At 70.2% G+C, this 24,646-nt stretch carries 19 protein-coding genes; 3 read left to right on the top strand and 16 right to left on the bottom strand.

Translation table 11 applies throughout. The features are described from left to right. Positions 1-30 precede the first annotated feature (30 nt). The 12 genes from KYK13_RS14280 to KYK13_RS14225 form a co-directional block, all read right to left on the bottom strand. Positions 31-705 (bottom strand): ABC transporter ATP-binding protein, encoded by a 675-nt coding sequence (locus tag KYK13_RS14280; RefSeq protein WP_223644992.1) that lies wholly within the window; start codon positions 703-705, stop codon positions 31-33. Between the two features lie 2 nt (positions 706-707). Further along, complete coding sequence (locus KYK13_RS14275) at positions 708-3,074, bottom strand: ABC transporter permease (protein WP_223644991.1); 2,367 nt, start codon at positions 3,072-3,074, stop codon at positions 708-710. 12 nt (positions 3,075-3,086) lie between these two features. Beyond that, positions 3,087-4,646 (bottom strand): lysine--tRNA ligase, encoded by a 1,560-nt coding sequence (gene lysS, locus KYK13_RS14270; protein ID WP_223644990.1) that lies wholly within the window; start codon positions 4,644-4,646, stop codon positions 3,087-3,089. A gap of 72 nt (positions 4,647-4,718) precedes the next feature. Further along, positions 4,719-5,099: an anti-sigma factor gene (locus tag KYK13_RS14265; protein WP_370645353.1), complete on the bottom strand. Its 381-nt coding sequence runs from the start codon at positions 5,097-5,099 to the stop codon at positions 4,719-4,721. Further along, entirely contained in the window at positions 5,096-5,743 is a 648-nt protein-coding gene (locus KYK13_RS14260) for an RNA polymerase sigma factor (RefSeq protein WP_223644988.1), read from the bottom strand. The genes KYK13_RS14265 and KYK13_RS14260 overlap by 4 nt, the downstream gene beginning before the upstream one ends. A gap of 155 nt (positions 5,744-5,898) precedes the next feature. Then, positions 5,899-7,021, bottom strand: a protein-coding gene (prfB, locus tag KYK13_RS14255) for a peptide chain release factor 2 (RefSeq protein WP_223644987.1) whose coding sequence is annotated in 2 segments (ribosomal slippage) — positions 5,899-6,951 and positions 6,953-7,021 — 1,122 coding nt in all. Because the reading frame shifts where the segments join, the coding sequence is not laid out codon by codon here. Positions 7,022-7,070: 49 nt separating this feature from the next. Beyond that, positions 7,071-8,393 (bottom strand): DUF4105 domain-containing protein, encoded by a 1,323-nt coding sequence (locus tag KYK13_RS14250; protein WP_223644986.1) that lies wholly within the window; start codon positions 8,391-8,393, stop codon positions 7,071-7,073. A 132-nt stretch (positions 8,394-8,525) separates the two neighbouring features. Further along, positions 8,526-9,407: an rRNA maturation RNase YbeY gene (gene ybeY, locus KYK13_RS14245; RefSeq protein ID WP_223644985.1), complete on the bottom strand. Its 882-nt coding sequence runs from the start codon at positions 9,405-9,407 to the stop codon at positions 8,526-8,528. Continuing rightward, positions 9,404-11,917, bottom strand: coding sequence for an HD family phosphohydrolase (locus tag KYK13_RS14240; protein ID WP_223644984.1), 2,514 nt, complete (start codon positions 11,915-11,917; stop codon positions 9,404-9,406). The genes ybeY and KYK13_RS14240 overlap by 4 nt, the downstream gene beginning before the upstream one ends. A gap of 214 nt (positions 11,918-12,131) precedes the next feature. Beyond that, entirely contained in the window at positions 12,132-13,211 is a 1,080-nt protein-coding gene (locus tag KYK13_RS14235; protein ID WP_223644983.1) for a PhoH family protein, read from the bottom strand. Between the two features lie 96 nt (positions 13,212-13,307). Continuing rightward, the gene (locus tag KYK13_RS14230; protein ID WP_223644982.1) at positions 13,308-14,426 is read right to left on the bottom strand and encodes a DUF4388 domain-containing protein; all 1,119 of its coding nucleotides are present in this window, start codon (positions 14,424-14,426) and stop codon (positions 13,308-13,310) included. Between the two features lie 3 nt (positions 14,427-14,429). After that, positions 14,430-16,580 carry a tetratricopeptide repeat protein gene (locus KYK13_RS14225; RefSeq protein WP_223644981.1) on the bottom strand — a complete coding sequence of 717 codons (2,151 nt, stop codon included), beginning with the start codon at positions 16,578-16,580 and terminating at the stop codon, positions 14,430-14,432. A gap of 107 nt (positions 16,581-16,687) precedes the next feature. Here KYK13_RS14225 and mazG point away from each other — a divergent pair, with 107 nt between their 5' ends. Both mazG and rpsT read left to right on the top strand, forming a co-directional pair. Further along, a complete protein-coding gene (gene mazG / locus KYK13_RS14220) occupies positions 16,688-17,872 on the top strand; it encodes a nucleoside triphosphate pyrophosphohydrolase (RefSeq protein ID WP_223644980.1) in 1,185 nt (394 codons plus the stop codon). A gap of 172 nt (positions 17,873-18,044) precedes the next feature. Further along, positions 18,045-18,311 (top strand): 30S ribosomal protein S20, encoded by a 267-nt coding sequence (gene rpsT / locus KYK13_RS14215; protein ID WP_223644978.1) that lies wholly within the window; start codon positions 18,045-18,047, stop codon positions 18,309-18,311. A gap of 48 nt (positions 18,312-18,359) precedes the next feature. On the opposite strand, the gene lptE is transcribed toward rpsT, so the two are convergent. Genes lptE through leuS form a run of 3 tightly spaced genes read right to left on the bottom strand, consistent with a single transcriptional unit; the run spans position 18,360 to position 22,052 of the window. Next, complete coding sequence (gene lptE / locus KYK13_RS14210; RefSeq protein ID WP_223644976.1) at positions 18,360-18,881, bottom strand: LPS assembly lipoprotein LptE; 522 nt, start codon at positions 18,879-18,881, stop codon at positions 18,360-18,362. 57 nt (positions 18,882-18,938) lie between these two features. Continuing rightward, positions 18,939-19,529 carry a hypothetical protein gene (locus tag KYK13_RS14205; protein WP_223644974.1) on the bottom strand — a complete coding sequence of 197 codons (591 nt, stop codon included), beginning with the start codon at positions 19,527-19,529 and terminating at the stop codon, positions 18,939-18,941. A gap of 21 nt (positions 19,530-19,550) precedes the next feature. Further along, complete coding sequence (gene leuS, locus KYK13_RS14200) at positions 19,551-22,052, bottom strand: leucine--tRNA ligase (RefSeq protein ID WP_223644973.1); 2,502 nt, start codon at positions 22,050-22,052, stop codon at positions 19,551-19,553. Positions 22,053-22,272: 220 nt separating this feature from the next. Between leuS and asnS the strand changes: the two genes are divergently transcribed. Continuing rightward, positions 22,273-23,673, top strand: coding sequence for an asparagine--tRNA ligase (asnS, locus tag KYK13_RS14195; protein ID WP_223644971.1), 1,401 nt, complete (start codon positions 22,273-22,275; stop codon positions 23,671-23,673). A 65-nt stretch (positions 23,674-23,738) separates the two neighbouring features. On the opposite strand, the gene KYK13_RS14190 is transcribed toward asnS, so the two are convergent. After that, positions 23,739-24,629, bottom strand: coding sequence for an NAD(P)-dependent oxidoreductase (locus KYK13_RS14190; protein WP_370645352.1), 891 nt, complete (start codon positions 24,627-24,629; stop codon positions 23,739-23,741). Positions 24,630-24,646: the final 17 nt, after the last annotated feature.

The raw sequence follows: 24,646 nt of genomic DNA, 5'->3' as shown, positions 1-24,646 counted from the left end.
AGGCCCCCTCAATCCAAAAGCGAGTGGCCATCAGGCCTCCGACACCTGCCCGCCGGCGAGTCTCAGACGGCGGGGCATGGAGCGAGCAAGCGTCTCGTTGTGCGTGACGACGACGGCGGTGATTCCCAGGTCCCGGTTGACGTCCCGGAGCAGCTGGTGGATGCCCTCGCCTGTCGTGGGATCCAGGTTGCCCGTGGGTTCGTCCGCGAGCAGCACCGCGGGCTTGAGCACCAGCGCGCGCGCCAGGGCCACGCGCTGGGCCTCGCCGCCGGACAGCTCCCCGGGGCGGTGATCCACGCGGCTGCCCAGGCCCACGCGCTCCAGGAGCTCGCGGGCGTAGGCGTAGGCGGGGCCGCGGTCCCTGCGCTGGATGAGCGCGGGCATGGCCACGTTCTCCAGCGCGGTGAACTCCGGCAGCAGGTAGTGGCTCTGGAAGACGAACCCGATGGTGCGGTTGCGGAACTCGGCGATCTCCGCGTCGTTCATGGAGAAGACGGACTTGCCATCGAAGAGGACTTCACCGGCGGCGGGGGCGTCCAGCGTGCCCAGCACGTGCAGGAAGGTGCTCTTGCCCGCGCCGGACGCGCCAATCATGGAGACGAGCTCGCCGGCGTTGATGTCCAGCGACACGCCGCGCAGCACGTCAATGCGCTTGCCGTGCAGGAAGTAGCTCTTGAAGACGTTGCGGATGGACAACAGCGCCATGGCTACTCCGCCTTCAGACCTTCCACCGGTTCCACGCTGCTCGCCTTGAGGGCCGGGTAGATGGACGCCAGGTAGGTGACGAGCACCGCGATGACCACCGCCAGCGCCGTCTGCACCGGTTCGATGCGCACCGGCAGCGCGGGGATGTAATAGACCTCCGGATCCAGCTTGATGCCGACCTTCTCGATGAAGAGGCACCACGCGAGGCCGGAGAACAGGCCCAGGAAGCCGCCGGCCACGCCAATCTGGAGCCCTTCCGCGAGGAAGATCTTCACGATGCCGCCGTCCGGGACGCCCAGCGCCTTGAGGACGGAGATCTCCTTGCGCTTCTCCAGCACCAGCATGATGACCGTGGCGACGATGAGGCCCGCGGCGACGATGATGATGATGGACAGGATGATGCCCATCACCAGCTTCTCCAGGCGCAGCGCGGAGAAGAGGTTCTTGTTCATCTCGCCCCAGTCGCGCGCGCGGTAGGGGTAGCCGCCGAGCACGCGCACCACCTGGTTGGCGATGCGGCGCGCGTCGTCGATGTCCGCCACCTTCAGCTCGATGCCGGTGGCGCCCTTCACCGCGAAGAAGTCCTGCGCCTCCTTGAGCAGGATGTAGACGAACTTGGAGTCGTACTCGTACATGCCCGAGTAGAAGACGCCCGCCACCCGGAACGCGCGGCTCTTGGGGATGGGCCCGGACGGCCCCAGCTCCGTCCCCAGGGGCGAGACGACGTTCACCCGGTCCCCCACCACCACGCGCAGCGACGCCGCCAGCTCCCGGCCGATGATGATGCCCGGCAGCACCGCGGGCTTCGCCGGCTTGGAGGGCTTGCCGATGATGGGGTCTTCCTCTTCCGCGCCCTTCTTCTCCACGTCCTCCACCGCGCTGCTGGGGAGGATGTTCGCGGGGTGCTCCAGGTGGTCCAGGTCGCCGCCGGGCAGGATGTTCTGGGGCAGGTCCGTCACCGAGCCGACCGTCTTCGGGTCGATGCCCTTGATGATGACGCCGTCGACGTTGCCCTCGGAGGCGATCATCACCTGGTTGATGATGAAGGGCGTCTCGCCCACCACGCCGGGCACGCGCTTCACCTGCTGCATCACCTTGTCGTAGTCCGGCAGGTCGCCCGCGTAGCGGGACACCACCGCGTGCGCGTTGGTGCCCAGAATCTTCTGCTGGAGGTCGGCCTCGAAGCCGCTCATCACGCTGAGCACGATGATGAGCGCCATCACGCCCACGCCCACGCCGCCCACCGACAGCGCGGTCATCATCATGGTGGGCGACTGCTCATGCAGCTTCATCCGGTGCTGCGCGGACGCGGCGGCGAGCGGATCCGCCAGGCCCAGGGCCCGGACGCGCGTGCGCTCCACGGCGGCCTCCGCCCCGCGGATGATGAAGTAGACGATGAGGGGCGGGATGATGCCGAACATCAGCACCGCGAGCGCGCCCAGCAGCAGCGACGGGCGGAACACCGCCACGTGCCGGCGTGCGACGAAGAGCTCGAAGCCCAGCCGCAGGTCCACCCGGCCACTGCCCGCCGCGATGAAGCCCGTGTTGATGCCCAGCACCAGCGCCAGCACCAACGCGGCGAAGACGAGCCAGTACGCCAGCTCCGGCCGGCCGATGAGCCCCGCGACGTACGTCACCTCGCGCAGCCGGTAGCCCAGCGACAGCTGCAGGGACGGCACGCGCTCCATCAGCGACAGGAGGATGGGCACCGGCAGGCCCAGGTAGAACACGCCGATGGTGGCTTCCGGGAACGACAGCCGCTGCGCCCGGGACGCGCCCACGAAGCCGGACGCGAACGCCACACCCATGCTCACGATGAACGCGATGGCGAAGGCGATGGTGGGGGGCAGCGTCAGCCCCCCGCTCGCCTCGCGCGCCGCGCCGCTCAGGTCCGACGGCACGCCGCTGGAGAGGACCGTCTGCAGGAGCAGCAGCACCAGCTCCGCCAGGAGGATGCCGCCGCCATAGGCGCCCAGGGTGCTCCAGTAGAAGTCCCGGTAGCGCGCCAGGCGCGGATACAAAGGTGCACCCGCGGCGGGGCTGGGCCCTTCCGCGGAGGCCGGCGCGCGGCGGATGCCGGCTGCGATGAGCCCCCAGCCGGCCAGCCAGACGAGCGTCCCCGCGACCAGCGCCTTGGGGCCGGCCACGGCCACGGCCTTCTGGGCGCCCAGGGCGAGCGCCCCGGCGTCGAAGGACTGGACGAGCCCGCCCCACCCCACGAAGGAGAGGCCCAGGGCGCCGGCCACCTCGGCCCACGCCTCGGACTCGGAGATGGCCACCCCCAGGAGGATGGCTCCCACGAGGGCCACGAGGGCACCGGCCCACAGGAGGGGCCAGCGATAATCGGTCTGCCGTTCGGCGGGATGCACGAGGCCTCGTGGCTACTTCGCCAGCGGCTTGAGAAGGGGGAAGAGAATCACGTCACGAATGCTGGCTGCGTCCGTGAACAACATGGCGACGCGATCAATCCCGATGCCCTCACCGGCCGTGGGCGGCATGCCCTGTTCGAGGGCGCGGATGTAGTCCTCGTCGTAGTCCATGGTCTCCTGCTGGCCCCGCTGCTTCGCGTCCAGCTGGGCCTGGAAGCGGCCCTTCTGGTCCAGGGGATCGTTCAGCTCGGAGAAGGCGTTGGCGATCTCCCGGCCCGCGACGAAGAGCTCGAACCGGTCCGTGATTTCCGGGTTCTGGTCGTTGCGGCGGGCGAGCGGGGAGACGGCGGTGGGATACTGGGTGATGAAGGTGGGATGGATGAGCGTGTGCTCGACGTGGGCCTCGAAGAGGGCGCCTACCAGCTCGCCGTGGTTCATGGCGTCCACGGCGCGGCGCTCCACCTCCGAGTGGACCGTCTTGAGCAGTTCCTGGCGCAGGCGGTCCGCGTCCACCATGTCCTTGTCGGACAGGCCGGGGACGGCCTCGCGGATGGCCTCCGTCATGGGGATGCGCTTCCAGCCCTTGCCGAAGTCGATGACGTGCTCGCCGTACTTCACCTTGGAGTCGCCGGTGACGTGGCGGGCGGCCTCGGAGAGCATCTCCTCCGTGAGGTTCATCAGGTCCTCGTACGTGGCGTACGCCTGATAGAACTCCAGCATCGTGAACTCCGGGTTGTGCCGGGTGCTCACGCCCTCGTTGCGGAAGTTGCGGTTGATTTCGTAGACGCGCTCCATGCCGCCCACCACGAGCCGCTTCAGGTAGAGCTCGGGCGCGATGCGCATGTAGAGGTCGACGTCGTACGTGTTGTGGTGCGTGATGAAGGGCCGCGCCGCCGCGCCCGACACCAGCGGGTGCATCATCGGGGTCTCCACCTCGACGAAGTCCCGGCCGTCGAGGAAGTTCCGGATGAAGCTCACCAGCTTGCTGCGCTTCAGGAAGACCTGCTTCACGTCCGGGTTGGAGATGAGGTCCAGGTAGCGCTGGCGGTAGCGGATCTCCACGTCCGTCAGGCCGTGCCACTTCTCCGGCATGGGCCGCAGGGACTTGGTGAGGGGCACGAACTTCGTGGCGGACAGGGACAGCTCGCCCGTCTTGCTGCGGAAGATGGGGCCCTCCACCGCGACGAAGTCGCCCAGGTCCACCTGCTTGAAGACCTCATAGAGGTCCCCGAGCGCGTCCTTCTTCACGTGCGCCTGGATTTCGCCGGTGCGGTCGCGCAGCTTGATGAAGGCGGCCTTGCCGAACGAGCGCATGGCCACGATGCGGCCGGCGACGTCGTAGACGGGGGCGTCCTTCTCCAGGTCCTCCGTGGAGTGGTTCGCGTGCGTCGCCAGGATGTCCGCGGCCCGGTGCTTGGGCGTGTAGCCGTTGCCGTAGGGGTTGAAGCCGGCCGCGCGCCACTTCTCGGCCTTGTCCAACCGCTGCTGGAAGATCTCCTGCTCCTTGGAGCCGAGATCCGCCGCTTCACCGCTCTTCTCACCTGGGGGGGTCTTGTTATCGCTCTCGGCCATGACGCGCTCTTGTGAAAGGCGCGGCACGCTAGCCAAGCGGCCCCCGGTACGCAACGCATCAGGGAGGGTGCATCAGGAAGACATCAAAAGAAATGCCCCTACGGCCGCGGCCAGGAGCAGGGGGATGAGGATCTCCACCGGGAAGCGGTGCTGGGCATGGGCCAGGTGGAGGCCCTTCAGGCCGAAGCGGCGCTGGCGCCGCACACGGGCGGCCACGAGCGAGGCGAGCGCGGGCGGGGCCTTCTCCCGCTCCACCGAGCGCACGCGCTCCACGGTGCTTGCGTACCGGTCCCACCCCTGGCGGCACTCCTCGCAGCCGTCCAGGTGGCTGCGCACCGCCTGCTCCTGGGGGGCCGGCAGTTCCTGGTCGGCGAGCGCCAGGAACAGGGCTTGCGTCTCGCGGTGATCCAATCGGGGTTGCACGTCCATTGACCTCCACCCGCCGCCGCTCATGGTTCGAAGCGCCCCAGCAGGTCCGCCAGCTTCTCGCGTGCCCGGTGGAGCCGGCTCTTCACGGTTCCCTCGGGCAGCTCGGTGATGTCGACAATCTCGTCGTAGCTCAGGCCCTCGATGTCTCGCAGCGCCACCAGCATGCGCGCATCAGGGTCCAGTTGGGAAATGGCCCGCTGCACCCGGGCCCGCTCACGCGCCGCGTCCAGGGCGGCGTCCGGCTGTACCGGCGCGCCTCCTCCTTGCGCGATGGCGGCGGCGTTCACCTCGTCAAAGGCCTCCGAGCGGCCCCGCCCCCGGCGCTGGAGGTACTTCAGCCGGTTGAGGCAGTGGTTCTTGGAGATGCGGAACAGCCACGTGGACAGCCGCGCATCCGCGCGGAAGCGGCGGACGTTCTGGTGCACGCTGACAAAGACCTCCTGCACCAGGTCGTGGGCCTCCTCGCGGTCGCCCAGCATGCGGAAGCAGAAGTCATAGAGCCGGTCCTGGTGCTGGTGGACCAGGGATTCGAAGGCCTCCGGGTCCCCGCTCCGCAGCCGGACGAGCAGCGCCTGTTCCTCGCGGCGGGTGTCGTCAGGGCGCGCGTCGGGACCGGCCCCGGGGGCCACGGCCTGCTGTCCGACGTCGAGCACTCCGCCCGGTGACACCCGCGCCTCCCGTTTCAGGCCTGGCCCATCCTACCGCACCACCCTGCCCCGCCCCCTGACACCGGCCCCGGAAAAAAGGTTCCCGGGCATGAGAAAACCCTCCCGGTCCTGAAGCGCCCGGGAGGGTTTGGAAGTGTCCGGGAGGGGACGGGGCGTCAGTCCGCGGAGGCGTTGCGGTTGGGGTTCTTCACGCCCAGGAGCTGCGCGGTGACGAACTCGTCCAAATCACCATCCAGCACCTTGTCCACGTTGCCCGTCTCCACGCCGGTGCGCAGGTCCTTGACCATGCGGTACGGCGCCAGCACGTAGCTGCGGATCTGCGAGCCGAAGGAGATGTCCTTCTTCGCCGCCTCGGCCGCGTCGCGCTCGGCTTCGCGCTTCTTCATCTCCAGCTCATACAGGCGGCCGCGCAGGATCTTGAAGGCCATGTCCTTGTTGGCCGACTGCGAGCGCTCCGTCTGGCAGGTGATGATGATGCCCGTGGGCAGGTGGCGCAGCTGGGCCGTGGATGACGTCTTGTTGACCTTCTGTCCACCGGCGCCGCCGCCGCGGATGAACTTCAGCTCGATGTCCTTCTCCGGCAGGTCGATCTGGATGCTGTCGTCGACCTCCGGGTACACGTCCACGGACGCGAACGCCGTCTGCCGGCGCGCGTTGGCGTCGAAGGGGCTGATGCGCACCAGCCGGTGCACGCCCACCTCCGCCTTGAGGTAGCCGTAGGCGTTCTCACCCTCGATGCGCAGGGAGACGTTCTTGAAGCCCGCCTCTTCGCCCGGCACCTCGTCGCTGAGCTCGACCTTCCAGCCCTTGGTCTCGCCGTAGCGCGTGTACATGCGCAGGAGCATGGCGGCCCAGTCCATGGAGTCCGTGCCCCCCGCGCCCGCGTTGATGTCCATGAAGCAGTTGCTGCGGTCCTGCGGCCCGGAGAGCATCCGCGCCAGCTCCAGCTTCGCGACCTCCGCCTCCAGCGACGCGAGCGTGCCCTCGGCCTCCTCCGCGCTCGCCGGGTCGTTCATCTCCGCCGCCAGCTCCAGCAGCGTCTGCGCGTCATCCAGCCCGCGCATCGTCTTGTCGAAGGCCCCCACGCTGGCCTCCAGCGTGGACTTCTCCTTCAAGAGACCCTGGGCCTTGGTGTTGTCGTTCCAGAAGTCGGGCTGCGTGGAGTCGCGTTCGATCAGCGCGATGCGGGACCGCTTGCGGTCGAGGTCAAAGATGCCCCCGGAGCGCGTTGAGGCGCTCCTTCAGGGCCTGGATCTTCTCCATCGAATCGTTGGCCATGGTGGTGTTGTCTCCTTCGTTTCGAAACAGGTGGGAATGCCAGGGTGTTTCAGGAGGCCTTGAGCGAGGTCACCGATGCATCCTGACGCGGCGGCGTGCGCGCCGTTCCTGACACGAGCGCCCGGAGCCGGTCCAGCCAGAAGGCGCCGGCCATGCCCAGGGAGATGGGCAGGATGAGCGCGATGGCGCGCCAGTTGTCCTGGTCGAACCAGGGCAGCACCTTCAGCAGGAGCCCCAGCGCGCCAGTGGCCGCGAGCAGGCCCCAGGCCCACTTGAGCCGCGCCCGCGCCTTCGCGCTGTTCCAGGTGAGGCGCAGGCCATACGGCACGGCCAGCAGCGTCAGCGGGTTCGCGAGGAAGAGGTTCTCATTGTGGTGCGTCACGACATGGTTCGTGCCCACCCACATGACGACGAGCGCCAGTCCCGGGATGCCCAGCACCAGGCCCACCACCACGTTCTCCAGGCCCAGGAGGATGCGCGCGGCGCGGCTGCCCTTGCGCTCCCACGCGGCCAGGCCCAGCGCGGCGCCGCCCAGGAGCACGCCCAGCGCGAGGATGTACGGGCCGAAGGCGGGCGGCTGCGCGGGAGGCCTCGGACGCGTGGGCGACGCGTAGTAGTCCCATTGCTTCTCCACCAGCGACACCGGCTGCCCGTCCGGGCCCGGCACCTTCAGCTCCGCCACCTGCTGCTCCAGTTCGTCCGGGAGGAAGGCCTCCTCCTTCCGGGTGATGGGCTTGTCGATGGAGTCGTTCATCATGAAGTCGAGCAGGAAGCTCATGGGCGGGCTCACCGCCGTGTAGCGCCGCGTGTGCTCGCGCAGCGTCATGCGGGCCGGGGCCTTCTCCGCCTCCGCCAGCCGGCCGCCCACGGCCACGTCGATCATGTCTCGCAGGCGCGTGACGCAGTTGTCGCTGTAGTGCTCGTAGAGGTAGTCGCGGTTCTCCGGCAGCACGTTGTCCGCCAGCTTCTTCGCCACCACCACGCGCTGCTCGGGCGTGAGGTTGAGCTCCTGCACGCGCACGTCGCGGTCCAGCGACTTGTAGAAGCGGAAGGTGCCGTTGACGCTCGACTCGCCCACCCAGAACTCCAGGCGGCCCTTGGCGAAGTGGACGACCGTCTGGTCGTCGAACGAGTACATCCCGTAGTTGTAGAGCCGCTGCATCTGCTTCGCGCGGTCCTCCACCACCAGCGAGCCGTGGCCCCACCACGAGAAGACGTCGTCACCGGGGCTGAAGGTCACCAGCCAGATGGACAGGTCCTCGCCCCGGCTCTCGCCCGTGCCCCACGGCGGCACGGACGCGGCGCGCGCGGAGGACGTGGTCAGCAGGAGACCCAACAGGCTTGCGATGATGAGCGACGACAGGCGGGGCATCGTTCCATCCAACACACGGAAGGCGGGCGCCACTACCTATCACGCACAGCCCCCGACTCAACGGTGGGGCCGGACGGGTGTCGGCCACCCGGAAGGAGGCACGGGGGGCCGCAAGCCCCCCAGCCCATGACGTCAGATGAGCTTCGCGCGGCGGGCGCGCGAGTCGATGGTCAGCGAGTCCGCCACCATGCCCCGCTCGCCCAACAGCTGCTCCTCCAGGGCCGCCATGCGCTTCGCGTCGCGGGGCTTCTCATGGTCGTGCCCCAACAGGTGCAACAGGCCGTGCGCGAGGTAGCGGGCCATCTCCGACTCCAGCGTGCGGCCGTACTCCTTCGCCTGCCGCTTCGCCGTGTCCAGGGAGATGACCACGTCCCCCAGCGGCCGAGGGCCCGGGGTGCCCTTGGGCAGGTCCCCCGCGGGGAAGGACAGCACGTCCGTGGCCTTGTCCTTCTGGCGCCAGGTGCGGTTGAGCCGACGGATGGCCCGGTCCCCTACGAGCGACAGCGACAGCTCGCAGCCGGTGAGGCCCAGGCGCTTCAAGTAGTCGCGGGCCCAGGCGGTGAGCAGCCGCTCGTAGTCAGCGCCCTGCCCGTGGGCCACCTGCACGGTCACCTGGTTGTCCGCGGCCTTCTTCACGGGCTCCGGCTTCTCGATGTGGGCCAGCTCCACGCGGAACGCCGGCGCGCAGATGGACCAGTAGTCGCACGCGCCCTGTGAATCATTGCGGTACACCACCCGCCTGCCGCGCGGCACCAGGCCCACCTCGCCCGCGCCAATGCGTTCGCGCCTGCCGTCCACCACGAGGGTGAGCTCGCCCGTGAGGACGAGCACCACTTCGTCGAACTCCGGCGTCTGCGCGGGTTCGCTCCAGCCCGGGGGGGCCCGCATGCGCGCCACGGACGCGGACTCCGTCTGCGTGCTGGCCACGCCGACGAACTCCTCGATGCGCTTGCCGTCGTCGCGCGGAATCACCTTGCCCTTGCGCAGCTTCACGCCCTCCACCTTGCGGCTCATGACATGCCCGCAGTTCGCACCTTCGAGTCCTTCGCGTCAGCCTTCGCGGGCGCGGGCGCCATCATCAGCGGCGCGCCCCCGGCCTTGCCCCCGCCCACCGCGCCCGCCGGGTAGACGGGACGCGTGTGGTAGATGCCCTCCAGCGTGTGCAGGAAGGACTGGGCGATGAGGTTCAGGTCCTTGAGCGTCAGGTCGCACTCGTCCAGCTGGCCCTCGGAGAAGATGATGTTGATGATCTTCTGCACCTGCGCCTGGAGCTTCGCGCTGGTGGGCTCCGGCATGGAGCGCGTGGAGGCCTCCACCGCGTCGGCGATCATCACCAGCGCCGCCTCGCGGAACTGCGGCTTGGGGCCCGGGTAGCGGTAGATGCTCTCGTCGATGGGGGGCGCGCCTTCCTTGCCCTCCTGTTCCTTCAGGGCCTTGTGGAAGAAGAAGCCCACCGTGCGCGTGCCGTGGTGCTGCGGGATGGCGTCCGCCACCAGCTTGGGCAGGCGGTACTGCCGGGCCATCTCCAGGCCTTCCGTCACGTGGCGCTTGATGATGACCGCGCTCATCGCGGGCGCGAGGCCGTCATGCCGGTTCTCCCCCTTCTGGTTCTCCCCGAAGTAGAGCGGGTTCCGGCCCTTTCCGATGTCGTGGTAGTACGCGCACGAGCGCGCCAGGAGCGGGTTGGCGCCGATCGCCTCCGCCGCGTTCTCCACCAGCGTGCCGATGATGATGGAGTGGTGGTACGTGCCGGGCGCCTGGACGATGAGCTCCTTGAGCGCCGGGTGGTTGAGGTTCGCCAGCTCCAGGAGCTTGATGTCCGACGCGTAGCCGAACGTGGCCTCGATGAGCGGCGTGAGCGCCATCACCATCACCGGCACCGCCAGCGCGGTGCCGAAGAACGCGCACACCGCGGTGATGAGCGTGTCCCCGGCCAGGCCCTTGCCCTCCACGAGGAACAGGAACAGCACCGCGATGAGGTTGGCGATGCCCGTGACGAGGCCCGCGCGGAAGATGCCCACGCGGTCCTTCGCCTTGACGATGCGGTCCGCCGCCACCAGCGAGCCCAGCAGCGTGTAGATGCCGAACGCCAGCGAGTTGCCCAGCATCACGCCCGCCAGGCACGCGAACACCATGGCGAAGAACAGCGCCAGCTCCTGCGTCAGGATGAAGCGCACCAGCATGGCGCCCGCCGCCACCGGGAAGGCGTAATAGAAGGCTTCAATGGGCAGCGCCGTGTAGCGGTCCTGCACCGCGTCCGCGATGGACACCCAGACCTGGAGCAGGCCCAACAGGCCCACGAGCAACAGGCCCAGGAGCACGCCGTCCTTGCGCGTGGGGCGGAAGCGGCGGAAGGCCGCGTGGCAGAAGCCGTAGAAGGCCACCACCAGCAGGGCCACCAGGCCCGTGCCGCCCACCTGGAGCTGGAGCAGGTCCAGGCGGTCCGTCTGCGCGCGCATGCCGCGCAGCATGACGAGGTGCGTCTCGTTGACGAGCTCGCCGTCGCCGATGACGCGCTGGCCCTTCTTGATGGCGATGACGGCGTCCTTCACCGCGTCGGCCGCGAGACGGCGGCGCAGGTCCGTCTCCGCGATGTTGATGGTCAGGCTGGGGCGCACCAGCCGCTTGGCGATGCGCAGCACCGCGCGGCGCTGCACCGCCGGGGCCTCCGGCAGCACGTTGCCGGGCACGGAGGCGAAGCGGTCCATCTCCTGGTGGGCCTCGCGCATGTCCACCACCTGGGCGGCGCCCGCGGGCAGCGTCTCTTCATTCTTGTGCTGCACGTCGCGCACGGTGAGGCCCTGGGGGGCCTCCCGCACCAGCTCATCGCGCGAGCCGGCCACGTACACCGGGCCGCCATCCGCGCGGTAGGCGCGGTCGAGCAGCACCAGCGTGGCGGTCTCGGCCTCCTCGGAGAAGCCGTTGGCGAAGAGCGCCTGGAAGTCCTCGGGCTCCAGCCCCGCGTCCCGCTGGCCGAAGAGCTGCTCCTGGAAGCGGGCCTGCATCTCCTCGCGGTCGCGGCGCTGACGCTCCAGGGCCTCCGGCGTGAGCGGAGAGGGGCGGCGGCGCCGGACCTGGGCCTCTTCTTGCGGGGACTCCTCGGCGCGGGCCTCCTTCTCCTCCTCCAGGTGCTCGCGAGCGCTGGCGAAGGCGGCGCGCACGGACGCGCGCAGGTTGCCCACCACGGCCGGGTTGAGGTCGTACACCGGGCGCACGGCGCTCCGGGCCTCGCGGCGGCGCTGCTCCGTCATCGCCTGGTGGACGATGTCGTAGTCGCGCGCGGCCTTGAACCCGGCGGGCGAGTTGGCCCGGAAGGGCTTGCCCAGGTTTTCCTGGGTGAGCGCCGGGATCTGCTGGCTGTAGAGGCCCGGGGAGATGACGAAGCCCGCGCCCACCGAGGCGACGAGCAGCAGCAGGCCCTGCACGACGCGCCGGCCCCACGCCCCACGCCGCCCGAGCCCCAGGCGGGCCGCGAGCGCGTCCAGCGGACTGGGTCCGGGCGTTGGTGATTCAGGATCGGCCATGGGGGAACTCCTCACCCTGCGAAGACGTCAGGCTCCCTACAAGGAAGCAGCGACGGGGAAAATTCGTGAGGGTGGGACAGCCGCCGCCCGGACGCCAGTTCGCTCTGCGAAAAATGCGGGTAAGCCAACAGGCAGCCGTGTACGCCACTCAGCGACTCCACCCCCGTCCCTGCGCATGGCTGGGAGCGGGGGTGGCGGGTGCGGCGTCACAAGGTCAGGACTCTTCCGCGCCGTCGGCGGGAGCCGCGCCTTCAGGGGCCGCGGCGGCTTCGCGGGCGGCCTGGGCCTCCTTCTGGGCGGCCTCGGAGCGCTCGTAGGCGCGGATGACCTCCTGCACCAGCGGGTGGCGCACGACGTCCACGTCGGAGAACTCCGAGAAGTGGATGCCTTCGATGTTCCGCAGCACGGAGCGCGCGTGGTTCAGGCCGGACATCTTGCCCGTGGGCAGGTCCACCTGGGTCACGTCGCCCGTGATGACCGCCTTGCTGTTGTAGCCCAGGCGGGTGAGGAACATCTTCATCTGCTCCACGGTGGTGTTCTGCGCCTCGTCGAGGATGACGAAGGCGTCATTGAGGGTGCGGCCGCGCATGAACGCGAGCGGCGCCACCTCCACCACCCCCTGCTCCACCAGGTGCTGGGCGCGCTCCACGGCCATCATGTCGTGCAGCGCGTCGTAGAGCGGGCGCAGGTACGGGTTCACCTTCTCCGCCAGGTCGCCGGGCAGGAAGCCGAGCTTCTCACCGGCCTCCACGGCGGGGCGTGCCAGGACGATGCGCTTGACCTTGCGCTCCTGGAGGAAGGCGACCGCCATGGCCATGGCGAGGTACGTCTTGCCGGTGCCGGCGGGGCCCACGCCGAAGACGATGTCGTGGGAGCGGATGGCGTCCACGTAGCGCTTCTGCGCGATGCTCTTGGGGGCGATCTGCCGGTTGCCGGAGCTCTTGAGGACGGTGCCGAGCATGACCTCCTGCAGCGACTCCGTGCCGCGGCCGAGGACCTTGATGGCCTGCTCCACGTCCTCGCGGTAGACGGGGCGTCCGGCGCGGATCATCCCCTCCAGGTTCTCCACGAGGCGCACGGCGAAGGCGACGGCGTCCGCCGGGCCCGACAGGAGCAGCTCCGTCCCCCGCTGCCCCACCCGGACCCCCAGGCGCCGCTCCATCAGCTTGAGGTTTTCATTCTGGTTTCCGCACAGGGCCTGGGTCGTCTCGTTGTCACGGACGTCCACCTTGGCGGAGGTGGGAGTGGATTCAGCGCGGGCTGCGGGCACTTCCAGCGTGGCGGGGTTTCGCAATGCGCGTCGTTCCTCGTTCAGTGATCGCTCGCCCTCAAGTTAACGCCGCCCGTCCCCCCACGCCCGCCATCCCTTCGGACAGGGCGTGCCCGCAGGCTAGCGCACGGGCGGTAGGAGGATGAACTGCCGGGCGGCCGTGCGGCGGTAATAGTACTCCTCCCGCCACGGGTAGCGCAGTTCTTCAGGACTCAACAATCCGGCATCGACCAAAGCATCCAACCGCTCCGGGAGGGAGCCCTTCTCCAACTGGAACACCTCCAGCGCGGCCTCGATGCGGACGCGCTGCGCGTGGGCGATCTGACGCTGGGCGGCGGGGTCCCCCAACCGGGAGGCTCCTGTCTCCGGGCCCTGGCCCCCGACCCAGCGGGACGCGATGAAGGCCAGCCCCGCGATGACCGCCATGGTCACGGCGATGCGGCCCAGCGGGCCCGCCACCCGGGCGACGAGGCCGGTGGCCTCCGGTGCGGGCGCGCGGCCCTCCGGGTCGATGGCGCGCACGTAGTCGCCCTGGACCAGGTTGTAGAGCGCCTTGCAGGTCTCGAACTCGCCCAGGCCGCAGAGGTCCACCATGCGGCGCAGGTCGCGCCCCACGGCGATCTCCTCGTAGATGTGGCGCTCCGAGGGACCGATGGCGCCCAGCCCCGCGGTCTCTTCGCCGTTGGCGCGGGGGGGCGGGAGCGCCTTGACGCGCTCGAAGGTCATGTCGTCGCGGTGGATGCGCTTCCGGATGACGGGCCACTCGTCCACCATGCGGAAGCCCTCCATGAGGACCGTCTCCGCGCGCAGCGGGGTGATGGCGTCCGGGCCGGGCTCCACGGGCTCCTGGATGAATTCGTAGGTCCCCGCCTTCCAGGTGAACAGGCGGTAGAGCGTCTCCGTCACCTGGAGCTGGGCCATGTGCTGGAAGCGCTCCGCGGTGAGGGCGTGGCTCTGCACCAGCACGTCGCCCAGCCGCTTGAGGGTGCGCTTCTGGACCTCCAGCGCCGCCTCCAGCTGCGTCTCCGTGATGATTTCGGCGCGCACCAGCATGGCGCCGATGAGCTCCTTGCGCTTCCGGGTGAGGCTTTCGGCCTTGATGATGTGGCCGTCCTGGAAGCCGACGCGCACCTCCTGGTCCTTGTTGCGCAGGTGGAGCGTGCCCGTCTTCTGCTGCTGGCCGATGAGCTGCAGGATGTCGCCGATGCCGAAGTCCTTGAGGGTGCCCTTGAGGGACATGGCTCAGGCCTCCCCCCGCTGGTGGCGGCGCAGGCCGCGCAGGGTCAGCAGGTAGACGAAGAAGAGGACCGTGCCCGCGGGCACGAGCTTGAGGTACAGCGGCGCGTCTCCGTACGGGGTGCGGACGAGGCCCCGGTGGAGCACCAGCGCGGCCAGGGCGAAGCTGAACACGAAGGCATAGAGGGCGCCGCGCACCGGCAGGCCCGTGCCCACGTGGCCCGCGCCGGACATCAGGCTCCCCAGCGCGTACGTCACCCGCGTCGTCCACGCCTTGTGGCGGTCCACCTCACCCTGCTTGCGCGAGCGGAACTCCTTGGGCACCTGGCTCTTGCGCGCGAAGACGTGGACGCACTGGCCGCACATCGCGCTGCCCACGGACAGGTCCTTGTCGCAGCGCAGGCAGACCGCCTGGCCGCACCGTTCGCAGCCGCGCGACGCCTTCATGCGCCAGGCGGCTTCACCGAAGACGGCGGCGAGGGCCGCGAGCGCCGCGGTCAGCCCCCAGCCCACCGGGCCCGCCGGCAGGACGGGCGACAGCCACCGGCCCACCTGGGACTCCACGCGGGCGCCCTCCTCGGTGCCGTCCGCCAGGGCCATCCAGGCGCTCTCCGGCACCGTGGGCGACAGCAGGAGGAGGTTGAGGACGGGGCGATCCTCCGGTGGCGGTTCGCGGCGGATCAGCTCCTTGTCCAGGGCCTGCGCCTGGGCGATGGCGGAGGTGGAGCGGTCCAGCTCCTTGCCCACCTGATCATCTGGCAGGAGCCGCGCCCGGCGCCGGTACACCTGCCCCAGGTTGTAGTGCGGCGCCGCCATGGACGGGTCCGCCCTGGACGCCTGCGTGTAGAGGAGCACCGCGCCTTCCTCGTCGCCCAGGCCCAGGAGCGCGTTGCCGAAGCGCGTGAGCATCCGCGCGTCGCCCTCCTTCAGGGCGGTGGCGGCCTTGAAGGCCGTCCGGGCCTCTTCCAGAAGGCCCCGGCGCGACTCGTAGTAGGCGAGCGCCCCCAGCTCCTGGAACCGCGCGGTGCGCGCCTGCGCCCGGGCGCGCACGCGGGCCGCCGCGCCCTCCGCTGACAGGCCTCCACGCTCCAGGAGGTAGACGTCCTCCGCGGGCGTGCCGGCGAAGACGGTCAAGCGCGCCAATGTCCCCGCGGCGAGCGGCATCACGCCCAGGCCCATGAGGAGCACCGCGGCCACCCAGCGCTCGGCGCGGCCCACGTACAGCGCGACCGAGGCGAAGAGCACGAGCAGCACCGGCACCAGGCCCGCGCCCAGCACCGCGGGCAGCGCCAGGAGCACGAGGCCCAGGAGCCCCGACTGCCAGCGCGTCACGGCCCGGGGGAAGAAGTGGTGGAAGTCGTGCAGCGCGTAGCGGATCCGCCGCAGGAAGAGCACCGCGACCACCGCCACCGCCGTGGCCGCCCACGCCGCGAGCACCAGCGCGCCCAGGTCCGTGAGCGCGGGCCGGCGGTAGCGCGCATCCCCGGCCAGCGTCACGAGCGCGTCCTTCCACTCGCCCACCGCGCGCGGGACGTTCAGCGGATCCTCCACCACGTACGTCTCCGCCCTGGCGAAGCGCGCGGCGGGCAGCCCCGGCGACAGGGTCACGGCCACGTCCAGGAGCGCGAGCGCTCCCGCCAGGTCACCCGCGCGGCGGCGGACCGCGGCCTCGCGCACGAAGCCCATGCTCAGGGGCTCCAGGTCGGTGGCGAGCACCTCCTGACGCAGCGTGAGCAGCTCCTTCTGGGCGGCCTCCGCCGCGGCGAGGTCGTTGCGCGAGCGGGCCGCCTTCCACCGCTCCCAGACGCCGAGCAGGTCCGCGTCCGTCACCTTCGGCGCCATCACCGGCGTGACGGCGGGGCGGGGCGGGACGACGACGGGCGGCGCTTCGGGGGTGACGGGGGCGGCGGGCTTGACGGGCGGCGGGGCGATGACGCGGCGCCGGGTATCGGGGCGGGGCTCGGGCTCCGGTTCGTGGGCGTCCTCGGCGGTGTCCGTCTCCGGATCCTCCTCCGTGGCCTGGAAGGTGCTGGGGTCCGGCTCCGGCTCGATGACCTTCTCCTCGATGCGCAGGAGCGGCTCCTGCGTCAACGCAGGGGCGCGCGCGGGGACAAGCAGCACGAGGCTGCAACACAGGCCGAGGATCGAGCGGAGCATCCGGGCGTCCGATGATAGGCGACAGGCCGGACGATCCGAAATCATGTGGCGCCCGGCGCCCGTGCTACAGGGACTCGCGGCGGGGGGATTTGCTCGGGAGTGAATGAATGGCGGCGCCTGGAACAGAGCTGGAACGACTGGTGGAGATCATGCGGCGCCTGCGGGCCGAGGGCGGCTGCCCGTGGGACCGCGAGCAGGACCTGCGCTCGCTGCGCCCCTACCTGACCGAGGAGGCGTTCGAGGTCCTGGACGAGATGGACCGCGTGGCCGACGGCGGCCCCTGGCGCCCGCTGTGTGAAGAGCTGGGGGATCTGCTCTTCCAGATTGTCTTCCACGCGCAGCTGGCCGCGGAGCTGGGCGAGTTCACGATGGCGGACGTGTGCGCGGCGATCAGCGACAAGATCACCAGCCGGCACCCGCACGTGTTCGGAGATCAGCAGGTGAAGGGCGCCGAGCAGGTGCTGGCGAACTGGGCGCAGCTGAAGGCGGAGGAGCGCAAGAAAAAGACGGGCCGCGCGGGCTCCGTGCTGGACGGCGTGCCCACCGCGGCCCCGTCCCTCCTGCGCGCCGAGCGCCTCACGGAGAAGGCCAGCCGCATCGGCTTCGACTGGCCGGACCTGGCCGGCGTGCGCGGCAAGCTGGACGAGGAGCTGCGCGAGTTGGACGAGGCCATCGCGTCCGGCGGCCGGGACGCCATCGAGCACGAGTTGGGGGACGTCCTGTTCTCGCTCGCGAACCTCGCCCGCTTCGTGAAGACGCCCGCGGAGGACGCGCTGCGCATGGCCACGCGCCGCTTCACCACGCGCTTCCAGCACATCGAGGCGAAGCTGAACGAGGAGCAGGTCCCCTTCGGCGGCGCCACCCTGGAGCACATGGAGCGCCACTGGCAGGGCGCCAAGGCCGTGGAGAAGGCGCTGCCGCCCCCCAGCCACCCGCCGCGCGCGTCCGTGGCGACCCTGCGCCTGGCCGTGCCGGACGTGGCGGCCCAGCGGGCCTTCTGGGACGGCGTGGCCTCCTGGCTGGGCTGGGCCCCCACCCGGTCGCGGGAAGGCACGGCGGCCTACACGGGCGCGGGCCTGGGGCTCGTGTTCACGCCGGGCGCACAGGCCCCGGCAGGCTCCCCGGTGACCCTCACGCTGGAGGCCCCTTCCCCGGCGGCCGTCACCCGGCTCCTGGAGCTGTTCCGGGCCCACCATCCGGAGCGCCTGGTGCCGTCCGTCACCTCCGACGCGGGCTTCCAGTTCGTGGATCCGGCCGGGCTGCGGTGGGAATACGCCGCCCCGCCGGCTTGATTCTTCCCGCACGCAGCGTCAGACGGCCCCCGGGCGGCATTCCGGGGGCCTCCCAGGGGTTCCGGAACAGGAAATCCTGATCGCGATCGCACGCGTGCCTTGACGCCACCGGGGGTCCGAAGTAAGGACGGCCCCTCTTTTTCCTTGCCTTGCCTTCCGCTGGAGCATTGCCTTGGCGAACACCAAGTCCGCAGAGAAGCGTTACCGTCAGTCCCAGAAGCGCCGCGCCCGGAACGTGAACGTCCGGACCACCGTGAAGGACGCCGTCAAGTCCGCCCGCGAGGCCATTGCCTCCAAGGATGGTGCGAAGACGACGGACGCGCTGAAGGCGGCTTCCAAGACCCTCAACAAGGCGGCCAGCAAGGGCGTCCTGCACAAGCGCACCGCCGCGCGCCGCATCTCCCGGCTGGCCAAGGCCGCCGCGAAGGCGAAGGCCTAGTCGTCGTCCCGTTGCACCACCGTGAGCGAGGACCGGACGCTTCGGTCCTCACCAGGTGCTGGCCAATCGATCGTATCCGTCGCGCATGAGCGTCTCAGCCAGACGCGAGAGCGCGGCCTGCCGGTTGGCCTCGGCTTCCAGGACGTTGCCGCGTCCCTGGAGGTAGTCCTCCGTCCCCGAGATCACCGTCTCCCCGAGCAGCTGCCCGTTCTTCACGAGGCGCAGCCGCACGGTGGTGGAGACGCGGTAGTTGTTGGCGATGATGGTCGGGGACGCCCAGACGTTGAGCACCGCCCCTTCAATGGTGGACGTGCAGCCCGGAGCGTCGGCCAGCCGGCCCGCCTGGATGAGCTGCTGCCGCAGGTAGCGGGTGAAGAGGTTCTCCAGCGCGGGCTCCGGCGTCTCGTTGGCGAAGATGGGCGCGCACACCTGCCCCGCCCCCTCCGGCAGCGCCGCGCCCCACGGCGTGAAGCGGTAGCCGCACCCGGCACCCAGCATCGCCGCCGCCCACACGCCCCAGCGGAACGCCTTCACCGCACCTGTCCGCACCACGTTCCCGGAGGGCCACATGGGCGCGCACCCTACCCGGCCGCGATCCTCCGTCAAGCGTTGGGGCCGGACCGGGGATCAGGCGTCGGGGCCGGTCAGCGGCACGCCGCGCACGCGCCCCGTTTCCGCCAGCGCCGCGCGGGCCGCGGAGAGTCGCGCCTCCCGGGCCGAGCCTCTCAGCGCCATGCCCAGCGGCCACTCCATCCGCGTGCCGTCATCCAGCTCCACGGAGAGGCCATGGTGGCGGTAGAGCGCCACGAGCCCCAGGCCGATGACGCCCGCCACCAGGGCCATGAGCCGCACCGCCTGCGTCGGCGCCCACAGGAGGCCCAGCGCGGTGAAGGCGAGCAGCCCCAGCGCTTCGAGGTACGGGCGCGTGCGCCACTCCAGCCGCCGCACCCTCGTCCATGGCACGTCGAGCGCTGGACCGCCGCCCGGGCGCCCCTGGAACGACAGCTGCGCGTCGTTCACCGACAGGGCGCGCCGGTTGCCCAGGTCCAGCACCCGCGGGGGGAGGCCCGGTGACTGCGGGGGAGCCTCCGACGCCTCGGGAGACCGGAGCGGCAGGGGCGCCTCCGGCAGCTCCGCGTTGCAGAAGGCACAGCGGCGCCGGGCCGCCGACTGGGGGCGCCCGCAGGCGGAGCACATGACGAGCACTTCCGCGGGCACCGCCCCTCCCCTCTCCCGCCGTCAGCCGACGACGAAGTTCACCAGCCGCTTGGGCACGAAGACGAACTTGCGCAGCGTCTTGCCCTCGAGGGCGGCCTTCACCTTGTCGTCCGCCTCCACCGCCGAGCGCACCGCCGCCTCGTCCGCGTCCGCCGCCACGCGCACCTCCGCGCGCAGCTTGCCGTTCACCTGCACGGCGTACGGAATCACGTCATCCACCACGAGCGACGGGTCGAACTCCGGCCAGGCATCCGTCACGGTGGACGCCTTCGCGCCGTAGGCCTCCGCCACCTCGTCCGCGATGTGGGGCGCGATGGGCGTGAGGATGCGCGCGAGCAGGCGCACCGCCTCGCCCATGGCCGCCTTCTCCGCGGGCGTCTCCGGCGTGCCCACCGCGTAGAGCGCGTTCACGCACTCCATGATGCCGGCCACCGCCGTGTTGAAGGACAGGCGCTCAATCGCCTCGGTCACGCGCTTGACGCACTTGTGCGCCGCGCGGCGCGTCTCCAGAGCCTTGCCCTCGTACGGGCCCGAGTGCGTGGCGTCCGCGGCCACGGCCTGGTGCGTGGCGGCGAGCGTCCACACGCGCTTGAGGAAGCGGAACACGCCCTCCACCTGCTCGTGGGACCAGTCGAAGTCGCGCTCCGGCGGACCCGCGAAGAGCACGTAGGTGCGCGCGGTGTCCGCGCCGTACTTCTGCACGATGGTGTTGGGCGCAACGCCGTTGCCGTAGCGCTTGCCCATCTTCCGGCCGTCCGCGCCGTTGACGATGCCCTGCGTGATCAGCCGCGTGACGGGCTCATCCACCGGCGACAACCCGAGCAGCTTCATCACCCGGGTCCAGAACCGGAAGTAGAGCAGGTGCATCACGGCGTGCTCGGGGCCGCCCACGTAGATGTCCACCGGGAGCCAGTGCTTGCCCTCCTTCGGATCGAAGGGCGCGGCGTCGTAGTGCGGCGACAGGTAGCGCGCGAAGTACCAGGTGGAGTCGACGAACGTGTCCATCGTCTCCGTCTCCCGGCGCGCGGGGCCACCGCACTTCGGGCACGTGGTGTTGACGAAGGACGCCACCTTCGCGAGCGGCGGCTCACCCTTGCCGGTGAGCACCTCCTGCGTGTCGATGTCCGGCAGCCGCACCGGGAGCTGCTCCATCGGGACGGGGATGCCCTTGCGCTCCGGGTCGCACTTCTCGCAGTAGACGATGGGGATGGGCGTGCCCCAGTAGCGCTGGCGGCTGAAGCCCCAGTCCTTCTGGCGGTACGTCACCGTCGCCTTGCCCTGCCCCTGCGCCTCCAGCTTCGCCGTGAGCTTCGTGCGCGCCTCGGCGGAGGACAGCCCGGAGAAGTCACCGGAGTCCACGAGCACGCCGTCGTCCGTGTAGGCCTCCTTGAGCGTGTCACCCGCGCCCAGCTTCTCACCGGAAGCCGGCTGGATGACCACACGCACGGGGAGCGCGTACTTGCGCGCGAAGGAGAAGTCGCGCGCGTCATGCGCCGGCACGCTCATCACCGCGCCGGTGCCGTAGTCGCTCACCACGAAGTTGGCGATCCAGATGGGCACCGGCTGGCCCGTCACCGGGTTGAGCGCGTAGCCGCCGGTGAAGACGCCCTCCTTCTCCGCGTCCTCGCCCAGGCGCTCCGTCTTGCTCTGGCTGGCCATCTTCTTCGCGAAGGCCTCCACGTCCGCGCGGCGGTCCGCCGTGGTCACCTGGGCCACGAGCTTGTGGTCCGGCGCGAGCACCACGTAGGTGCAGCCGAAGAGCGTGTCCACGCGGGTGGTGAAGACGCGCAGCGCGGCGTCATGCCCCTGCACGCGGAAGTCCACCTCCGCCCCGTCCGAGCGGCCAATCCAGTGGCGCTGGAGGGTGGTGATGCGGTCCGGCCATTCTTTCAGCGTGTCGAGCGCGTCGAGCAGGTCCTGCGAGAACTTCGTGATGCGGAACGCCCACTCGGGCATCTCCTTGTCCTGCACCGGCGAGTTGCAGCGCTCGCAGTGGCCTTCCTTCACCTGCTCGTTGGCGATGACGGTGAGGCAGCCGGTACACCAGTTCACCTTGCTGAAGCGGCGATAGACGAGGCCGCGCTCGAGCATCTGGAGGAAGAACCACTGGTTCCAGCGGTAGTACTCGGGCTGGCTGGTGTTGACCTCGCGCGTCCAGTCATAGCTGTAGCCGAGCGTCTTGATCTCCGCCTTGAACGACTCGATGTTCTCGCGGGTGCGGATGGCCGGGTGGACGCCGTCCTTGATGGCCGCGTTCTCCGCCGGCAGGCCGAAGGCGTCCCAGCCCATGGGGTGCAGCACGTCGAAGCCGCGCATCTGGAAGTAGCGCGCGTAGACGTCCCCGATGAGGTAGTTGCGCACGTGCCCCATGTGCATCTGGCCGCTGGGGTACGGCAGCATCTCCAGGACGTACTTCTTGGGAGCCCCCGGGCGCCTGCCTGCCCGGAAGAGGCCCTCCTCTTCCCAGCGGGTCTGCCACTTTCCTTCAATCGACTGCGGCTCGTAACGCTCGTTCATCGCCATGGCTTCTCGGTCTCTTAGCGGGAGGTAGGACACGCGGGCAACAAGTCTTGGCGCGTCGAAGGCCTGGACGGCTGGCGCCCCGGGGCCCCTGACCGGGTAAGCCGGGTGGGCAGGGGCCCGGGCGTGGCCCCAGGCCAGGAGGCGGACTCGCTCGGTGCTTGCCCTCGGGCCCGGGCGCGACTAACTCGCCTTCCCGGTCTGGAGCACGAGGGAGAGCACCATGCAGGTCGTGAGTGTGAAGAAGGCCCTGTCGGGGGCCGTCGAAGCGGGCTCGAAGGTGGAGGTGCGCGGCTGGGTGCGGACGCGCCGCGACTCCAAGGCGGGCATCAGCTTCGTCAACGTGAGCGACGGGTCGGTCTTCGACCCCATCCAGGTCGTCGCGCCCAATACGCTGCCCAACTACGAGAAGGAGGTCCTGCACCTCACCGCGGGCGCCTCCGTCATCTGCCGGGGCACGCTGGTGCAGTCCCAGGGCAAGGGGCAGGCCTTCGAGCTGCAGGCGGACGAGGTGCAGGTCCTGGGGCTGGTGGACGACCCGGACACCTACCCCATCCAGCCGAAGCAGCACTCGCTGGAGTTCCTGCGGGAGGTGGCGCACCTGCGCGTGCGCACCAACACCTTCGGGGCCATCACCCGCGTGCGCAACGCGGCGGCGCAGGCGGTGCACCGCTTCTTCCACGGCGAGGGCTTCTGCTGGGTGAACACGCCCATCATCACCGCGAGCGACGCGGAGGGCGCCGGGCAGATGTTCCGCGTGTCCACGCTGGACGCGCACAACCCGCCGCGCGGTCAGGACGGCAAGATTGACTGGGGCAAGGACTTCTTCGGCAAGGAGGCCTACCTCACCGTGTCCGGGCAGCTGAACGTGGAGGCGTACTGCCTGGCCATGTCCAAGGTCTACACGTTCGGCCCCACGTTCCGCGCGGAGAACAGCAACACCACGCGGCACCTGGCCGAGTTCTGGATGATTGAGCCGGAGATCGCCTTCGCGGACCTCAACGAGGACGCGGCGCTGGCGGAGCGGTTCCTCAAGTACGTGTTCCGGGCCGTGCTGGACGAGTGCGGGCCGGACATGAAGTTCTTCGAGGAGCGCCAGCAGAAGGGCGTCACGGAGCGGATGGAGAAGTTCATCGGCTCCAGCTTCGAGCGCATCGACTACACGGAGGCCGTCTCCATCCTCCAGAAGGCGAAGAAGAAGTTCGAGTACGCGCCGGAGTGGGGCAAGGACCTCCAGACGGAGCACGAGCGCTACCTCACCGAGGAGCACGTGGGCCGGCCCGTGGTGGTGATGAACTACCCGGAGGCCATCAAGGCCTTCTACATGCGCATCAACGAGGACGGGAAGACCGTGGCCGCCATGGACGTGCTCGCCCCGGGCATCGGCGAAATCATCGGCGGCAGCCAGCGCGAGGAGCGCCTGGACGTGCTGGACGCGCGCATGAAGAAGTTCGGCCTCGATCCCGCGCACTACCAGTGGTACCGCGACCTGCGCCGCTACGGCACGGTGCCGCACGCGGGCTTCGGCCTGGGGTTCGAGCGGCTCATCGTCTACATGTGCGGCCTGCAGAACATCCGCGACGCCATCCCCTACCCGCGCGTGCCGGGCTCCGCCACGTTCTAGTGCGCGCCGCGGCGCACTGACGTCAGCGAGGGCCTCCCGTGTATTCCCGGGAGGCCCTTCGTGTTTCAGGCCTTCTTCTTGATGCCGGCCCGCTCCTGGGCGAGCGCGCCGAGCGCGGACCAGTCCTCGTCACCGCGCCCCTGCGCGACGCCGGTGAGGAAGTGGTCGCGAAGGAGGCTGGCCAGCGGGAGAGGCACCTCCGCGGCCCGGCCCGCTTCGAGCGCCAGCGATACGTCCTTGAGCCCCAGGCGCAGCGCGAAGCCCGCGGGCGTGTACTGGCCCCGGGCGATGGTGCCCGCGTAGTTCTCGAAGATGGGGGCCTTGGCGAAGACGGACTTGAAGGCGTCCAGGAACGCCGCGCGCTCCACGCCGCACTTCTCCGCGAGCGCGAAGGCCTCCGACAGGGCCTCCATCATCGACGCGATGAGGAAGTTGCCGGACAGCTTCACCGTGTTCGCGGCGGCGGGCCGCTCCCCCAGCTCCGTGAGGCCGCGCCCCAGCGCCGTGAGCAGCGGCCGCACCTTCTCCACCTGCGCCTTCGGGCCGGCGGCGACCACCCAGAGCTGCCTGCCCGCCGCGGCCTCGGGGCGGCCGAAGACGGGGGCGGAGACGTAGCCCTGCCCCGCGTCCGCGTGCGCCTTCGTCAGGCGCTCCGACAGCGCGACGGAGATGGTGCTGGAGGAGACGTGGATGGCGTTCTTCGGCAGGGCGCTGACGACGCCGTCCTTCCCCAGCACGGCGGCTTCCGCGGCGTGGTCGTCCGCGAGCATGGACACGACGACCTCCGCGTCGCGGGCGGCCTCCGCGGGCGTCTTCGCCACGCGCGCGCCCTGCTGCTTCAGCGGCTCCGCCTTGGACTCGGTGCGGTTCCAGACGACGAGCTGATGGCCCGCGCCCACCAGGCTCGCCGCCATCGGCGTGCCCATGTTCCCCAACCCGATGAAACCGACCTTCATGGAGATGCTCCTCGCGC

The organism is Corallococcus sp. EGB, assembly GCF_019968905.1.
Taxonomy (GTDB): Bacteria; Myxococcota; Myxococcia; order Myxococcales; family Myxococcaceae; genus Corallococcus.
This window is presented reverse-complemented; position numbering and strand designations above follow the sequence as displayed.

Excerpts from the sequence above, each read along its gene's own strand:
- asnS (WP_223644971.1), top strand. The coding sequence starts at position 22,273 with ATGCAGGTCGTGAGTGTGAAGAAGGCCCTGTCGGGGGCCGTCGAAGCG.
- KYK13_RS14265 (WP_370645353.1), bottom strand. The coding sequence starts at position 5,099 with ATGAGCGGCGGCGGGTGGAGGTCAATGGACGTGCAACCCCGATTGGAT.
- lptE (WP_223644976.1), bottom strand. The coding sequence starts at position 18,881 with ATGTGGCCCTCCGGGAACGTGGTGCGGACAGGTGCGGTGAAGGCGTTC.
- leuS (WP_223644973.1), bottom strand. The coding sequence starts at position 22,052 with ATGGCGATGAACGAGCGTTACGAGCCGCAGTCGATTGAAGGAAAGTGG.
- KYK13_RS14225 (WP_223644981.1), bottom strand. The coding sequence starts at position 16,580 with ATGCTCCGCTCGATCCTCGGCCTGTGTTGCAGCCTCGTGCTGCTTGTC.
- ybeY (WP_223644985.1), bottom strand. The coding sequence starts at position 9,407 with ATGAGCCGCAAGGTGGAGGGCGTGAAGCTGCGCAAGGGCAAGGTGATT.
- KYK13_RS14280 (WP_223644992.1), bottom strand. The coding sequence starts at position 705 with ATGGCGCTGTTGTCCATCCGCAACGTCTTCAAGAGCTACTTCCTGCAC.
- mazG (WP_223644980.1), top strand. The coding sequence starts at position 16,688 with ATGGCGGCGCCTGGAACAGAGCTGGAACGACTGGTGGAGATCATGCGG.
- KYK13_RS14230 (WP_223644982.1), bottom strand. The coding sequence starts at position 14,426 with ATGTCCCTCAAGGGCACCCTCAAGGACTTCGGCATCGGCGACATCCTG.
- KYK13_RS14190 (WP_370645352.1), bottom strand. The coding sequence starts at position 24,629 with ATGAAGGTCGGTTTCATCGGGTTGGGGAACATGGGCACGCCGATGGCG.
- lysS (WP_223644990.1), bottom strand. The coding sequence starts at position 4,646 with ATGGCCGAGAGCGATAACAAGACCCCCCCAGGTGAGAAGAGCGGTGAA.
- KYK13_RS14250 (WP_223644986.1), bottom strand. The coding sequence starts at position 8,393 with ATGCCCCGCCTGTCGTCGCTCATCATCGCAAGCCTGTTGGGTCTCCTG.
- KYK13_RS14240 (WP_223644984.1), bottom strand. The coding sequence starts at position 11,917 with ATGGCCGATCCTGAATCACCAACGCCCGGACCCAGTCCGCTGGACGCG.